The 14,016-nt window shown below is 75.0% G+C and carries 13 protein-coding genes; 3 read left to right on the top strand and 10 right to left on the bottom strand.

Annotated elements, in window-relative coordinates:
- Positions 1-74 precede the first annotated feature (74 nt).
- The 5 genes from ACF09E_RS29875 to ACF09E_RS29855 all read right to left on the bottom strand — a co-directional run bounded on the left by ACF09E_RS29875 (position 75) and on the right by ACF09E_RS29855 (position 7,582).
- Positions 75-800 (bottom strand): Crp/Fnr family transcriptional regulator, encoded by a 726-nt coding sequence (locus ACF09E_RS29875; RefSeq protein WP_392208594.1) that lies wholly within the window; start codon positions 798-800, stop codon positions 75-77.
- A 618-nt stretch (positions 801-1,418) separates the two neighbouring features.
- The gene (locus tag ACF09E_RS29870) at positions 1,419-3,989 is read right to left on the bottom strand and encodes a polynucleotide kinase-phosphatase (RefSeq protein WP_392208592.1); all 2,571 of its coding nucleotides are present in this window, start codon (positions 3,987-3,989) and stop codon (positions 1,419-1,421) included.
- On the bottom strand, positions 3,986-5,494 hold the full coding sequence (locus tag ACF09E_RS29865; RefSeq protein ID WP_392208590.1) for a 3' terminal RNA ribose 2'-O-methyltransferase Hen1: 1,509 nt from the start codon (positions 5,492-5,494) through the stop codon (positions 3,986-3,988). Before ACF09E_RS29865 ends, ACF09E_RS29870 begins: the two co-directional genes overlap by 4 nt.
- A 233-nt stretch (positions 5,495-5,727) precedes the next feature.
- Entirely contained in the window at positions 5,728-6,645 is a 918-nt protein-coding gene (mmuM, locus tag ACF09E_RS29860; RefSeq protein WP_392208588.1) for a homocysteine S-methyltransferase, read from the bottom strand.
- Between the two features lie 13 nt (positions 6,646-6,658).
- Positions 6,659-7,582: an LLM class F420-dependent oxidoreductase gene (locus ACF09E_RS29855; RefSeq protein WP_392208586.1), complete on the bottom strand. Its 924-nt coding sequence runs from the start codon at positions 7,580-7,582 to the stop codon at positions 6,659-6,661.
- A 250-nt stretch (positions 7,583-7,832) separates the two neighbouring features.
- Between ACF09E_RS29855 and ACF09E_RS29850 the strand changes: the two genes are divergently transcribed.
- The gene (locus ACF09E_RS29850; protein WP_392208584.1) at positions 7,833-8,096 is read left to right on the top strand and encodes a hypothetical protein; all 264 of its coding nucleotides are present in this window, start codon (positions 7,833-7,835) and stop codon (positions 8,094-8,096) included.
- Positions 8,097-8,145: 49 nt separating this feature from the next.
- Here the strand turns inward: ACF09E_RS29850 and ACF09E_RS29845 are convergent, their stop codons facing one another.
- The 5 genes from ACF09E_RS29845 to ACF09E_RS29825 form a co-directional block, all read right to left on the bottom strand.
- Positions 8,146-8,631: a DUF6099 family protein gene (locus tag ACF09E_RS29845; RefSeq protein WP_388803193.1), complete on the bottom strand. Its 486-nt coding sequence runs from the start codon at positions 8,629-8,631 to the stop codon at positions 8,146-8,148.
- Positions 8,632-8,758: 127 nt separating this feature from the next.
- Complete coding sequence (locus ACF09E_RS29840; RefSeq protein WP_392208582.1) at positions 8,759-9,172, bottom strand: nucleotide pyrophosphohydrolase; 414 nt, start codon at positions 9,170-9,172, stop codon at positions 8,759-8,761.
- On the bottom strand, positions 9,169-10,593 hold the full coding sequence (locus ACF09E_RS29835) for an ATP-binding protein (protein WP_392208580.1): 1,425 nt from the start codon (positions 10,591-10,593) through the stop codon (positions 9,169-9,171). Before ACF09E_RS29835 ends, ACF09E_RS29840 begins: the two co-directional genes overlap by 4 nt.
- 55 nt (positions 10,594-10,648) lie before the next feature.
- Complete coding sequence (locus tag ACF09E_RS29830) at positions 10,649-11,086, bottom strand: cell division protein SepF (protein ID WP_392208578.1); 438 nt, start codon at positions 11,084-11,086, stop codon at positions 10,649-10,651.
- A 260-nt stretch (positions 11,087-11,346) separates the two neighbouring features.
- Positions 11,347-12,036, bottom strand: coding sequence for a GntR family transcriptional regulator (locus ACF09E_RS29825; RefSeq protein WP_392208576.1), 690 nt, complete (start codon positions 12,034-12,036; stop codon positions 11,347-11,349).
- A 151-nt stretch (positions 12,037-12,187) separates the two neighbouring features.
- Between ACF09E_RS29825 and ACF09E_RS29820 the strand changes: the two genes are divergently transcribed.
- Together ACF09E_RS29820 and ACF09E_RS29815 are read left to right on the top strand one after the other, a co-directional pair.
- Entirely contained in the window at positions 12,188-13,435 is a 1,248-nt protein-coding gene (locus tag ACF09E_RS29820; protein ID WP_392208574.1) for an SLC13 family permease, read from the top strand.
- A gap of 123 nt (positions 13,436-13,558) precedes the next feature.
- Positions 13,559-14,014: a TerB family tellurite resistance protein gene (locus ACF09E_RS29815; protein ID WP_361858250.1), complete on the top strand. Its 456-nt coding sequence runs from the start codon at positions 13,559-13,561 to the stop codon at positions 14,012-14,014.
- Positions 14,015-14,016: the final 2 nt, after the last annotated feature.

Here is a 14,016-nt window from a genome sequence, read left to right as displayed (position 1 = left end):
CTGCCCCGGTGCCGTTGGTGCCGTGGTGGTGCGTGTCCAGACTGGCCGCCTTCCGCGGCCGGCGATGTAGCCGTTTACACACCCGGCGGGGATTGGTCCGCCGGGTCTCCGCCGGGGCGCGCGCGCCCCTCCGCGAGCAGCACCAGGACCCGCATGTCGATCACGACGACGGTGCGGTTCGCGGTGCGGACCACGTCCTGTTCCCGCAGCAGGCGCAGCGCCTTGGCCACCGCCTCCCGGGTCGCTCCGATGGCCGCCGCCAGGTCGTGCTGGGGCAGCGGGAGTTCGAGCACGGTCCCCGTCTCGGCCCGCCGTCCGGCGCGCTCGGCGAGTTCGACGAGGCGGGCCGCGAGGCGCTGCAGCACGGTCTCGGAGGCGAGAGCGCGGCGTTCGACGTCGGCGCTGCGCAGCCGGGTGGCGAGCTGGCGCATGATCAGCGAGGTGGCGTGCGGGCGGGCGGCGAGGAAGCCCCGGAACCGGTCGCCGGAGATCGCCACCGCCTCGACCCTGCCCAGCGCGGTGACGCTCGCGCTGCGGGGGCGCCGGTCGACCGCGGCGAGGTCGCCCACGACCTCGCCGGCGCCCCGGAGGGCGAGGATGAGCCGCGAGCCGCGCTCGGTCCCCACGGAGACGACGGACCAGCCGGAGAGCAGGGCGAGGACGAAGGCGCTGTCGTCGCGTTCGCGGATCATCACCTCCCCGGGTTCGTAGACGCGCCGCGCGCCCTCGGCGAGCAGGGACCGCCGGTCGGCCGCGGGAAGGGCGTGGAGGAAGGAGCGGTCCTGGCCGAAGAGACTCACCGCCCGCTCACCCCCGTACCGTCCTCGGGTCCTCCGGGGAAGACCGGCCGCCGGTGATCGACCGGCGTAATCGTGCGCGTGTCCACACCTCAAGTGACCTGTCTCGTCACACTGTTGACGCTGTGTCACGTCATGGGGTGAAGAACGCTAGAGGGTGCGGAAGAAACGCGTCAACGGGCACGGGGGGCGCAGGGGAGCGCCGCCCCCGGCACCCCTGCGCCCCCCGCCGGGGCGGGGCGGAGACCCGGCGGAGAGCGTGCGGAGGCCCTGCGGGGACGGTGTGCGGACACGGCGAAGCCCTCGCGGATCCCCGCCCGGTGGGGGCGGTTCTCCGCGAGGGCTGCCGGAGGCGGGGCGCACGGCCCGGGGTCTCCGCGGCGCCGGGACCGCGGGCCCCGCGACCGAGGAGGGGCATGTCGGGCGCGGCCTTACCGGGGGGACGCCCGGCCCGGTCCGGCGGCGCCACCGCGGGCACCACGTCTCCCCGGGGGCGTGCCGGGCCCGGCCCCGTCGCCGGGACACCCGCCCGGGGTCTCCGCACCCCCGCCGCCGCGGACCCCGCGGCCCCCGGGGTGCGGAGACGCCCGGCGTGGTCGGCGGGGCGGCCGCCGAGGCGGCTCAGAGCCTCGGGTCCACCGGCTCCGACTCCAGGGCCAGGACCGCGAACACGGCCTCGTGGACCCGCCACAGCGGCTCGCCGTCCGCCAGCCGGTCGAGCGCTTCGAGGCCGAGGGCGTACTCGCGCAGGGCCAGCGACCGCTTGTGGCCGAGGAAGCGCTGCCGCAGCCGCTCCAGGTTCTCCGGCCGGGTGTACTCCGGGCCGTAGATGATCCGCAGGTACTCCCGTCCGCGCACCTTGACGCCCGGCTGGCCGAGCCTGCCCTTCCGGTCGCGGACGAGCGCGGCCAGCGGCTTGACGACCATGCCCTCGCCGCCGGCGGCGGTCATGTCCAGCCACCACTCGACACCGGCCCGCACCGAGGCCTCGTCGCCCGTGTCGACCACGAGCCGGCGGGTGACCTGGAGCAGACCCGTCGGATCGTGCTCCACCAGCCGGTCCAGCCAGGCGAGCTGCTCGTCGTGCGGGACGGCCGCGAGCGAGCGGCCGCGTGCCGCGAGGAGCTGGAACGGGGCGAACCGCACCCCTTCCAGGCCCTCGGTCGGCCAGCAGTACCTGCGGTACGCCTCGGTGAACGCCGCCGCGTCCACCGTGCGCTCCCGCTGCTTGGCGAGCAGCCCGTCGAGGCCCTCGACCCCGCGCGCCACCGCCTGTTCGAGCGCGGAGACCGCGCTCGGGAGGACCGCTCCCGAGGCCGCGCCGACCGCCGCGTACTGCGCGCGGAGCAGCCCCGCCGACTTCAGCGACCACGGCATGAGTTCGCCGTCGAGCAGCAGCCAGTCCGTGTCGAGCTCGTCCCAGATCCCGGCGGCGCCGATCGCCGTCCGCAGCCGGTCGAGGACCTGCTCGGTGACGGCGGGATCGTCGAAGAAGGGCCGCCCGGTCCGGGTGTGCAGGGCGCCCGTCACCCCGTCGGCATCCACGCCGAACCGCTCCCGGGCCGCGTCGGCGTCCCGGCAGACCAGGGCGACGGCCCGCGAGCCCATGTGCTTCTCCTCGCACACGACCCGCTCCACGCCGTCCGCCCGGTACTGGGCGAAGGCCTCGGCCGGGTGCTCCAGGAAGCCCTCCTCACGGGAGGTGGCGGTCGGCGCCATCGTCGGCGGCAGGTAGGCGAGCAGCCGCGGGTCGACGGCGAACCGGCTCATCACCTCCAGCGCAGCCGCCGCGTTCTCCTCGCGGACGGCGACGTTGCCGAGGTTCCGGGTCTCCACGATCCGCCGGCCGTGCACGTCCGCCAGGTCCAGGGGGCGTCCCTGGTGCCCGCCGGGCGCCTCGGTCGCGAGCGGCCGGGCCGGCTCGTACCAGACGCGCTCGGCCGGTACGTCGACGAGTTCGCGCTCCGGCCAGCGCAGCGCGGTCATCTTCCCGCCGAAGACGGCTCCGGTGTCGAGGCAGAGGGTGTTGTTGATCCAGGAGGTGTTCGGCACGGGGGTGTGGCCGTACACGACGGTGGCCCGCCCCCGGTACTCCTCGGCCCACGGGTAGCGCACCGGCAGCCCGAACTCGTCGGTCTCGCCCGTGGTGTCGCCGTACAGCGCGTGCGAGCGCACCCGCCCCGAGGTCCGGCCGTGGTACTTCTCCGGCAGACCGGCGTGGCAGACGACCAGGTCGCCGCCGTCGAGGACGTAGTGGCTGACGAGCCCGTCGATGAATCCGGCGACCTCCGCCCGGAACTCCTCGGTCTCGCGGCCGAGCTGCTCGATGGTCTCGGCGAGGCCGTGCGTCTCCTGCACCTTGCGGCCCTTGAGCCAGCGGCCCAGCTTGTTCTCGTGGTTGCCGGGGACGCACAGGGCGTCGCCCGCGGCGACCATCCCCATGACCCGGCGCAGGACGCCGGGCGAGTCCGGTCCCCGGTCGACGAGGTCGCCGACGAAGACCGCGGTGCGGCCCTCGGGGTGGTGGCCGTCGACGTAGCCGAGCTTCTCCAGCAGGGTCTCCAGCTCGGAGCGGCAGCCGTGCACGTCGCCGATGATGTCGAAGGGGCCGGTGACGTGGCGCAGGTCGTTGAAGCGGCGCTCCAGGACGACCTGTGCGGCGTCGACCTCCTCGACGGAGTGGAGCACGTGCACCTTGCGGAAGCCCTCGCGCTCCAGGCCGCGCAGCGAACGGCGCAGTTCGCGGCGGTGCCGCTGGATGACGTGCGCGGGCATGTCGGCGCGGTCGGGACGTGCGGCGTTCCTGGTGCGGCAGACCTCCTCGGGCAGGTCGAGGACGATCGCGATGGGCAGCACGTCGTACGACCGGGCCAGCTGGACGAGCTGTCGCCGGGCCTCCTGCTGGACGTTGGTGGCGTCGACGACGGCGAGCCGACCGGCCGCCAGGCGCTTGCCGACGATGTAGTGCAGGACGTCGAAGGCGTCCCTGCTCGCGGACTGGTCGTTCTCGTCGTCGGCGACGAGCCCCCGGCAGAAGTCGGAGGACACGATCTCGGTCGGCTTGAAGTGGCGGCGCGCGAAGGTGGACTTGCCGGAGCCGGTGGCGCCGACGAGCACCACGAGGGACAGGTCGGTGACGGGCAGGGTGCGGGCGCGGGCGGTGCCGGCCGGGTTCACGGTCTCGGTGGTCATGCCTGTTCCTCCTTCCCGGCGGTCGGGCCGGGGGTGCGGTCCTTCACGGGGGTCGTCTCCTGGTCCTGGGAGCGGGTGAAGACGGCCATCTGGGTGGGCGGTCCGACCTCGGGGTCGTCCGGGCCGACGGGGGTGAAGCCGACGCCGTACCCGTACCGTCCGGCGACCGAGTCCGCCCAGCTCCGGAACTCCTCGCGGGTCCATTCGAAGCGGTGGTCGCCGTGCCGGACGTGCCCGGCGGGCAGCGACTCCCAGCGCACGTTGTACTCCACGTTCGGCGTGGTCACGAGCACCGTGCGCGGCCTGGCCGAGCCGAACACCGCGTACTCCAGGGCCGGGAGCCTCGGCAGGTCGAGGTGCTCGACGACCTCGCTGAGCACCGCGGCGTCGTAGCCGGTCAGCCGCTTGTCGGTGTACGCGAGCGAGCCCTGGACCAGCTTCACCCGGGAGGCCTGCCGCTCGCCCATCCGCTCCAGCCGCAGCCGCCGCGCGGCGACGGTCAGGGCGCGGACGGACACGTCGACGCCGACGATCTCGGTGTAGCGGGTGTCCTTGAGCAGCGCCTGCACCAGCTGGCCCTGTCCGCAGCCGAGGTCGAGGACGCGGCTCGCCCCCGCCTGCTCCAGGGCGGCGAGGATCGCCGTCCGGCGCTGCTCGGCGAGCGGCACCGGCCGCTCCTCGGTGTCGGTCGACTCGTCCACCGCGTTGTCGACCTCGTCGACGTCCAGCCCCTCGGCCTCGGCGAGCCGCACGAGTTCGAGCCGCTCGCTCGCCTCGCGCGTCAGCCCCCAGCGACGGGACAGGTAGCGAGCCGTGATCAGCTTCCGCTCGGGGTGGCCGGCGAGCCAGCCGTCACCGGCGCGCAGCAGCTTGTCGACCTCGTCGGGCGCGACCCAGTAGTGCTTGGCGTCGTCGAGGACCGGCAGCAGGACGTAGAGGTGGTTGAGGGCGTCCGCGAGCCGCAGCTCGCCCTCCAGCACCAGCCGCACGTAGCGGGAGTCGCCCCACTCGGGGAACTTCTCGTCCAGGACCACCGGCTCGGCGTCCACCGTGTCCCAGCCCAGCGGCCCGAACAGCGCGCGGACCAGCTCGGCGCCGCCCCGCGCGGGCAGTGCGGGCACCTCGACGCGCAGCGGCAGCGGCGCGGCGGCCCGCTCGGGCATCGCCTGGCAGACGCCGTGGAGCGCCGTCTTGAAGACCTTCGCGAGCGCGACGGCGAGCAGCGAGGACGCCGCGTAGGGCCGGTCGTTCACGTATTGGGCGAGCGCGGAGTCCGGGGCGCCGCCCCGGCCCTTGCCCTTGCCGCGGCGCACCAGCGCCACGGGGTCCACCTCCAGGAGAAGTGCCGCCGTGCACCGCTCGGCGCTCGCCTCGGGGTAGAGGACGTGCGCCGTGCCGTGCGAGGTCGAGAACGTCTGGGCCCGCTCGGGATGCTTGTGCAGCAGGAAGCCGAGATCGGTCGCGGGACGCTCCGGGTTGCCGGTCGTACTGATCGTCAGGAACACACGTCCGAGTATGATCCGCGACCACCCTCGCGACCAGGCATTTTTCCCGGCGCACCGGCGCACCGGTGCTGCGGCGCTGTGGCGCTGTGGCGGAACGGTCGGGCTGTCCGGCCCGCCGGCGAGTGCGGCCCCGGTCCGGGCCGCCGTCGGGTACGGCCCAGGCCCGCCACCGTGTACGGGCCTGGGCCGGCGCTGCGTGCGGGCCCGGGCCGACGTCGGCGACGGGCCCGGGCTCAGCCCCCGCCCGCCGCGGCGGCCAGGGACGGTCCCAGGGCGGAGATCGTCGCCGGGCCCACCCGGCAGCAGCCGCCGACGAGCCGCGCGCCGGACGCCGCCCACCCGACGGCCAGGGCCGGGTCGAAGGCGGTGGCGCCGTGCCAGCCCCGGGCGGCCGCGTCCCACCGCTCCCCGCTGTTGGGGTAGACGACGGCCGGCTTCCCGCTCGCGGCGACCGCGAGCTCCACGGCCGCCCCGGCCTCCGCCGGGTCGCAGCAGTTCACCCCGACGGCGAGGACCCGGTCGTTCCCCGCGGCGACCGCGAAGGCCTCCGCCAGGTCCTGACCGGCCCGGGTCCGCCCGCCGTCGACCGTGTACGAGAGCCACACCGGGATCCCGCAGTCCTCCACCGCCCGCAGCAGCGCATCCGCCTCGACGACGTCCGGGACGGTCTCCAGCGCCAGCACGTCCGGCTCCGCCGCCGCCAGCGCCTCGATCCGGGGCCGGTGGAAGGCCTCGAGGTCCCGTACGGACAGCCCGTACCGTCCCCGGTACTCGCTGCCGTCCGCGAGCATCGCGCCGTAGGGCCCCACGGATCCGGCGACCCACACCTCCTCCCGCGCCCCGGCCGCCGCGGCCCGGGCCAGCTCCACACTGCGGGCGAACAGCCGCGCCGCCTCCTCCCGGCCCGCGCCCCGCCGGGCGAAGCCCTGGAACGTGGCCTGGTAGCTGGAGGTGATGAGCACCCGGGCACCGGCCCGCACGTACGCCGCGTGGGCCGCCTCGATCTGCTCGGGCCCGTCGGCCAGGAGCCGCGCGGACCAGAGCGCGTCCGAGAGGTCGCAGCCCTGTGCCTCCAGCTGGTTGGACAGCCCTCCGTCGAGGACGAGGACCTCCGCCGCGAGGGCCTCGGCGAACGTACGGTCCGGTGTCATCGGCTCGCCCCGCTCATCCCAGCTGCGACTGGACCCGGGCCGAGATCAGCTCCAGGTGGTCCAGGTCCTCCAGGTCGAGGACCTGGAGGTAGACCCGGCTGGAACCGATCGCCGCGTACCGCCCGATCTTGTCGACGACCTCGGCGGGCGACCCCGCGAGACCGTTCGCCTTGAGCTCGTCCACGTCCCGTCCGATGGCGGCGGCCCGGCGGGCCACCTCCGCGTCGTCCTTGCCGACGCAGACGACCAGGGCGTTGGAGTACACCAGGTCGTCGGGGGCCCGCCCGGCCTCCACGGCGGCGGCCCGGACGCGGCCGAACTGCCGCTCGCTGTCCTCGATCGAGGCGAACGGGATGTTGAACTCGTCGGCGTACCGCGCGGCCAGCCGGGGCGTGCGGCGCGCGCCGTGGCCGCCGACGAGGACCGGGATCCGGTCCTGCGCCGGCTTGGGCAGGGCCGGGGAGTCGGTGAGCCGGTAGAACTCCCCCTCGTGGGTGAAGGTCTTCCCGACCTCGGTCTCCCACAGCCCGGTGACGATCGCCAGCTGCTCCTCCAGCCGCCCGAACTTCTCCTTGGGGAACGGAATGCCGTAGGCCTTGTGCTCCTCCTCGAACCAGCCCGCGCCGAGACCGAGTTCGACCCGTCCGCCGGACATCCGGTCGACCTGGGCGACCTGGATGGCGAGCACGCCGGGGAGCCGGAAGGTCCCGGCCGTCATCAGGGTGCCGAGGCGGATCCGCTTGGTCTCCCGGGCCAGCCCGGCCAGGGTGATCCAGGCGTCGGTCGGTCCGGGCAGCCCGTCGGCGGACCCCATCGCGAGATAGTGGTCGGAGCGGAAGAAGGCGTCGAAGCCGAGCTCCTCGGTGGCCTTCGCCATGGTGAGGAGGGTGTCGTAGTCGGCGCCCTGCTGGGGCTCGGTGAAGATGCGAAGATCCATGCCTCCATCCTGCACCGTCGGGTGCGTGTCAACCTCTCCGTCAGCTCCTTGGACGCCCCCCGGCCCGGTCAGGTGAACATCCGGCCCCGTGGCGGGCCGCGTCCTGCCCGGCCAGTGACCGGCGCCCGCACCCGTCGTTGGCTCGGGCGGAGCCGGACCGCCCGGCCCGCGCGCCGGCGGCCGCTGCCGGTGCGCCGCTCTCTCTCGCGGCCCCGTCCTCGGCGGCGGGGTCCGGGCCGAGGAGGCCCTCATGTCCCAGGAAGCCGCGCCGGAGCAGGCCGTACCCGAACATCCGGCGCCGCGGACCGTGCCCGAGCAGAAGGGCGCCGGCGCCCCCAAGGGCCTGCTCCAGCAGATGGAGGAGATGATGGCGGCGCTCTCGGCCGACCTGAACCGGCTGGACGCCGACCTCCAGTCCACCGCCGACCGGCTGGACGCCGACCTCCGGTCCACCGCCGACCGCCTCGCTCCCGAGCGGCCCGCCGACGACCGGCCCGAGCCCCTCGGGCACTGATACCGGGAGACCCGCCCGGCCCGGCCCGGCGCCCCGAACCGCGCGGCGCTCACCACCGGCCCCGCCCCGGGCCCGCGCGGTCCCGGGCGGCGTCGGGCGGGCGGGCCCGCTCGCCGTCCCGGACGGCGAGGCGCCGCAGCATCCCGCGGACCCGGTCGCTCGACTCGTCGGCGGCGTCGATGGCCTCGATGCACTGCCAGTAGAGCCCCTCGTCGTCGGTGGCGCAGGCCACGGCGACCAGGGCGATGCCCACCTCCCCGAGCAGCTCGCCGAGCGCGGTCAGCGCCCCGCGCGGGTCCGCCACCTCCGACAACCGGGCCGCCCGCGGGCCGCCGGCGCCCCACGCCGGGTACTCCCCGATCTCGCTCAGTCCCCTTGCCTCGCCCCGCAGTTCCTGCGGTCCGCAGAGCGCGAGCCGGCTCCCTATCGCCTGGGCGAGCGCCTGCGCCTGCCAGGCCTCCGCCACGATGTCCTGTGCCGATCCGCTCTCCGCCAGCGCGTGCCGGCCCAGCGCGACGAGTCGTTCCGCCTCCATCAACGCCGCCCCCGTTCGTACGACTTATCTGCCCACTGAGTCCACTACCCAGAGTGAGGCGGCCTGAGCCCCACCACCAGGGGATTTCGGAAATCTGTGGACAGGAGGCTCGACGGGGAAAAGCCGATCACTCCGCAGAGTGACGATCTCCGCCCCGATCCCCCTCCGTTCCGCCCGAATCCCCCTCCGTTCCCCCGGTCCCCCGCTCGCCGCCCCGCTTCCGGGCGGGAAACCGGACCTCGTTCCGGTCGATCTTGGCCGCGAGCGCGGCCAGCGGATCGACACCGAGCACCCCGCAGAACTGCAGGAGATAGGCGAGCACGTCCGCCACCTCGTCGGCGACCCGGTGCGCGGAGTCCGGGTCGTCCATCACCCGCTCCGCCTGCTCGGGCGTCAACCACTGGAAGATCTCCAGGAGTTCGGCCGCCTCCACGCTCAGCGCCGCCGCCAGGTTCTTGGGCGTGTGGTAGGGCTGCCAGTCGCGGGCGGCCGCGAACTCGGCCAGCCTCCGCTGCAGTCCCGCTACGTCGATGTCCGTCACGTGCCCAGGTCTACCACCGTCACCCCGGGAGTCCGGCGGGCCTGCGCCGCCGTCCGCGCCCCGACCGTGCCGGCGACCCTGACGTGGCCGTCGGCGGCGATGCCCACGGCGAGCGCCAGCAGTTCGGCGGCCTGCCGCTCGTCGAGCCCCCGGTCGAGTCCGTCGGCGAGCAGCGTCAGGGACTGCATGGCCTCGGGCACCTCGGCGATCCGGTCCATCTCCAGGACGCCGGGGCCGGTGAGCAGGGTCAGGGCGAGCGCGAGGTAGCGCAGTTCACCGTCGCCGAGCCGGGCGAGCGGGGTCGCGGGGCGGCCGCCCCGCTCCAGGACGGCCCGGACGGTGCCCTCCGGAAGCTCCTGCACGCCGACTCCGGTGACGGGCCCCGCGCAGCCGGCCGCCGCGACCGCCGCGAGTCGGTGGTGCCGGCGCGGGCAGTCGGTGTGGGTGCGGTGCAGGACCTCGGCGAGGTTGCCGCAGCCGCGCCGCAGACGCCCCTCGCCCGGCGGTACCGGGGTGCGCATGCTCGCGGGGCGGGGGTCGCAGGCGAAGGCGGACCGCAGTCCGACGACCACCTGCTCGGCGGCCGCCAGGACCTCCAGCTGCCCGGGGGTCTTGCCCGCGACCCGCAGCGGCAGCAGGGCCGTGCCGAGGAGGTCGTCGGGGAACGGCGCCCGGGTGACGGGGGTGCTGCCGGCGGTGTGCCACTCGGCCTGGACGGTGGGGCGGCCCGGGTCGCGCAGGGCGGTGGCGAGGAGGGTGCGGCCGCGGCCGGTGAGCCGCTCGCCGACGATCCGGAGCCGGGGTTCGACCTGGACGGCGAGGTCGAGGTGGACGGGGCCCTCGGGCCCGTCGACCGTGCACCCGACGCGGAAGCCGCGCCGGCCCTGGGCGTCGGGGCGGGCCCGCTCGGGGACGCAGTCGGCGGCGTCGGGGAACACCTCTCCGAGGGTGTCGCCCGCGCAGAGCCGGGCCAGCGCCTCGTACGCGCGCAGGGTGGTGGACTTCCCGCTGCCGCTGGGCCCGGTGAAGAGGGTGACCGGCCCGAGGCGGTGCGCCGCGGAGCGGTGCCGGGCGAACGCGGACAGGCGGAGTTCGGTGACGGCGGGCCGTGCGCGGAGTCCTCCGCGGCCTCCCCCGTCGGCGGCCCCCGCTCCGGCGCGGACGCCCGTCCCGCCGTCGCCGGCGCGGCCGCGGGCCTCGGCCGCCCCGCCCGCGAGTCCGGGCCGGTCGCCCGCTCCCGCGCGCGGGGGCGCGTCGGTGCCGGGTCGGGCCCGTCGCCCGGCCCCGCCCTGGGCCGGCAGCCGGGGCGGGGCGCCCGGGGCGGGCAGGCCGGTGGACGGTGCCCCCGGGGCCGGGGTGCCGGAGCGGGGCGCGGCCGGGGAGTCGGAGTGGTCGAGCGTGAAGCCACCGGTGAGGTCCATGCCCGGACCGTATGCAGTGCGTTCCCTGACGAACCGTTACGGCTAGATGACCTTCCTACGATCGGGGGACGCCGGCGGTCCTGCCGTCCACCATGCTCTCCCCGTCCTCGTCCTCGCCCTCCGCGCCCTCGACCTCCGTGCCGGCCGGAGCCAGCAGGAAGACGTTCCGGTCGACGCGGTGCATCCCGCTGCCCAGGCCGAAGACCACGCCGCTGCTGAAGTCGAGGATGCGCTTGGCGACCTCGGTGTCGGCGCTCGTCAGGTCGAGGAGCACCGGGATCTGGGCGATGAGGTACTCGGCGACCTCGCGGGCGTCGGCGAACACCTGCACGCGGAGCACGACCATGCGGCGGTGCTCGGCGGATTCGTACTGCTCGGGGATCGTGCGGTGGTCGACCCTGGACGGCCATTCGTCACGGCCGCGCAGGGGCACGACCTGGGCGAGGCCCTCCCACTGCTCGTCGGTGACGTCGTACCTCTCGTACCTACTCATGGGGACATCCTCCCGCTCCTCACCCGTTCGGCCCAACAACGACACGAGGGGATGACGTGCCGGGACAGGTTCACCCCTTCGCGCCCCGGACCAGGCCTTTCCAGGTCACGGCCGGTCGCCGCGCGGGGCCGGCGGCGGCGCGCCCGGTTCCCGGGGTGCGGCCGGATGTCCGTCAACTCCGCTCCCCGGCGCTCCCGGACGGCTCCGGCAGGGCCTCGTGGAGGCGGTCGAGGAGCCGGTGAGGCCGGCCTCGGGAGCGCCTACCCCGGTCGGCCGACCGGTTCGTCGCGGGCGTCGGCCCAGAGCGACCGCACGTGCCCGAGGTGGCGCCGCATGCACTCCTCCGCGCCGGAGACGTCCCCGGCGATCATCAGGTCGAGGAGTTCCAGGTGCTCCTCGGCGGAGGAGACGAGCTTGCCGGCCTCGTCCAGACCGGTCAGGCCGTAGAGGCGGGAGCGCTTGCGCAGGTCGCCCACCGTCTCGACCAGGCGGTCGTTGCCGGAGAGCGCGAGGAGCGCGAGGTGGAAGCGGCGGTCCGCCTCCAGGTAGCCGATGAGGTCGTGCGCCCGGGCGCACGAGACGATCTCCTGGGCGACCGGGCGCAGCGCCTCCAGTCGCTCGCGGTCGGCCGTCCTCGTGACGCGGCCGACGGTCGGCACCTCGATGAGGGTGCGCAGCTCGGTGAACTGGTCGAGGTCCCGCTCGCTGACCTCGGTGATCCGGAATCCCTTGTTGCGGACGGGTTCGACCAGGCCCTCCCGGGCCAGGTCGAGCATGGCCTCGCGGACCGGGGTGGCGGAGACGCCGAGGTCGCTCGCGAGTCCGGGGGCGGAGTAGACCTGGCCGGGGCGGAGCTCGCCGGCGATCAGGGCGGCGCGGAGGGCGTGCCCGACCTGGTCGCGGAGCCGCTCCTGGGCCCTGACGAGGCCGTACTGCTTCAGGTCACCCATCGTGCGTCCTCCGAGATGTCACGGGGGAGCATCGTACAATGTCACGTTTCTCCTGATGGGGCGCGGACGGAGCCGGTTGCGCCGGGCCGCGCGCCGCTCGCCGGGCACCCCCCGGCGGAGCCCCGCCGACCGAACCCGGATGATCGAACGCATGCTCGCTCCCGTCGTGTCCGTGCTCGCCCTGGCCGTGGTGCTGATCTGCGCCGTCGCCCGGCCCTTCCGCCTGCCCGAGGCGGTCTTCGCCGTGCCGGCCGCCGGCGCCGTGCTCGCCGTGGGCGCGGTCTCCTCCGGGGCCGTGCGCGAGGAGGCGGAGCGGCTGGGGCCGGTGATCGGGTTCCTCGCGGCCGTCCTCGTCCTCGCCAGGCTCTGCGACGACGAAGGGCTGTTCCACGCCTGCGGCACGTGGATGGCACGCTGGGCCCGCCGCCGGCCGCAGCGGCTGCTGGGGGCCGTCTTCGTCCTCGCCTCGCTGATCACCGCGGTCCTGAGCCTCGACGCGACCGTCGTCCTGCTCACCCCCGTCGTCTTCGCGACGGCCGGCCGGATGGGAGCCCGGCCCGCACCCCACTCGTTCGCGAGCGCCCACCTCTCCAACACGGCCTCGCTGCTCCTGCCGGTCTCGAACCTCACGAACCTCCTCGCGTTCACGGCCACCGGTCTGGGCTTCACCCGGTTCGCGCTGCTGATGCTGCTCCCGTGGCTCACGGCGATCGCCGTGGAGTACGTCGTCGTCCGGCGCTTCTTCGCCCGTGACCTGGCCGCCCCGGCCACCCCCACCGATCCCCCGCCGCCCGCGCCCGTCCCCCTCTTCGCCCTGCTCACCGTGGCGGGGACCCTGGGCGGTTTCGCCCTCGCCTCGGCGACCGGGGTGGACCCGGCGTGGGCGGCCGCGGCGGGCGCCGGGATGCTCGCCGTGCGGGCCCTGGTCCGCCGCACCACGACCCCGGGCGCGCTCGTGGGCGCGGCGGCGCTGCCGTTCCTGGCGTTCGTCCTGGCCCTGGGGATCGTCGTCCGGGCGGTCGTCGACAACGGGCTCGGCTCCGTCCTGGCCCACGTCCTCCCCGACGGCACCTCGCTGCCCGCCCTGCTGGGCGTCGCCGCCGTGGCCGCGGTCCTGGCCAACCTCATCAACAACATCCCGGCGACCCTCGCCCTGGTGCCGCTCGCCGCGGCCTCGGGTCCGGGCGCGGTGCTCGCCGTCCTGCTGGGGGTGAACATCGGCCCCAACCTCACGTACGCCGGTTCCCTCGCCACGCTCCTGTGGCGCCGGATCGCCCACGACCACGACCACCCCGTGGGCCTGGGCGAGTTCAGCCGCCTCGGGCTCCTCACCGTTCCGGCGGCCCTCGCGGTCTCGACGGTGGCGCTCTGGGGCTCGCTCCACCTGTTCGGGACGTGACGGACGCCGGCTGCCGGGCGGGGACGGCACCCGGCTGTCGGGCAGGTGGAGGGACCCGGGAACTCGACGTCCCCCTGCTACGTTCTACAGGACCGTAGAAGTAACTCGACGTCTGGAGTACTCATGGCCCTGTGGGACCGCCTCAAGGAATCCGCATCGACGATGCAGACCCAGCTGGTGGCGAAGAAGAACGACCTGAAGAGCGGCGCGTTCCGGGACGCGAGCATGGCCATGTGCGCGCTGGTCGCCGCCGCCGACGGGACGATCGACCCCGCCGAGCGGCGCAGGGTCGCCCAGCTCATCTCGACCAACGAGGTCCTGCAGAACTTCGACGCGCTCGACCTCCAGCGCCGCTTCGACGCCAACCTGGACAAGCTCACGGCCGACTTCGACTTCGGCAAGGTGAGCGTGCTCCAGGAGATCGCCAAGGCGAAGAAGAAGCCGGCCGAGGCGCGCGCCGTCGTCCAGATCGGCATCGTCATCGGCGGCGCCGACGGCGACTTCGACAAGACGGAGCAGGCCGTCGTCCGCGAGGCCTGCTTCACCCTGGACCTGCCGCCGCACGAGTTCGACCTCTGAGC

The sequence above is a fragment of the Streptomyces sp. NPDC014891 genome, assembly GCF_043081085.1.
Taxonomy (GTDB): Bacteria; Actinomycetota; Actinomycetes; order Streptomycetales; family Streptomycetaceae; genus Streptomyces.
This window is presented reverse-complemented; position numbering and strand designations above follow the sequence as displayed.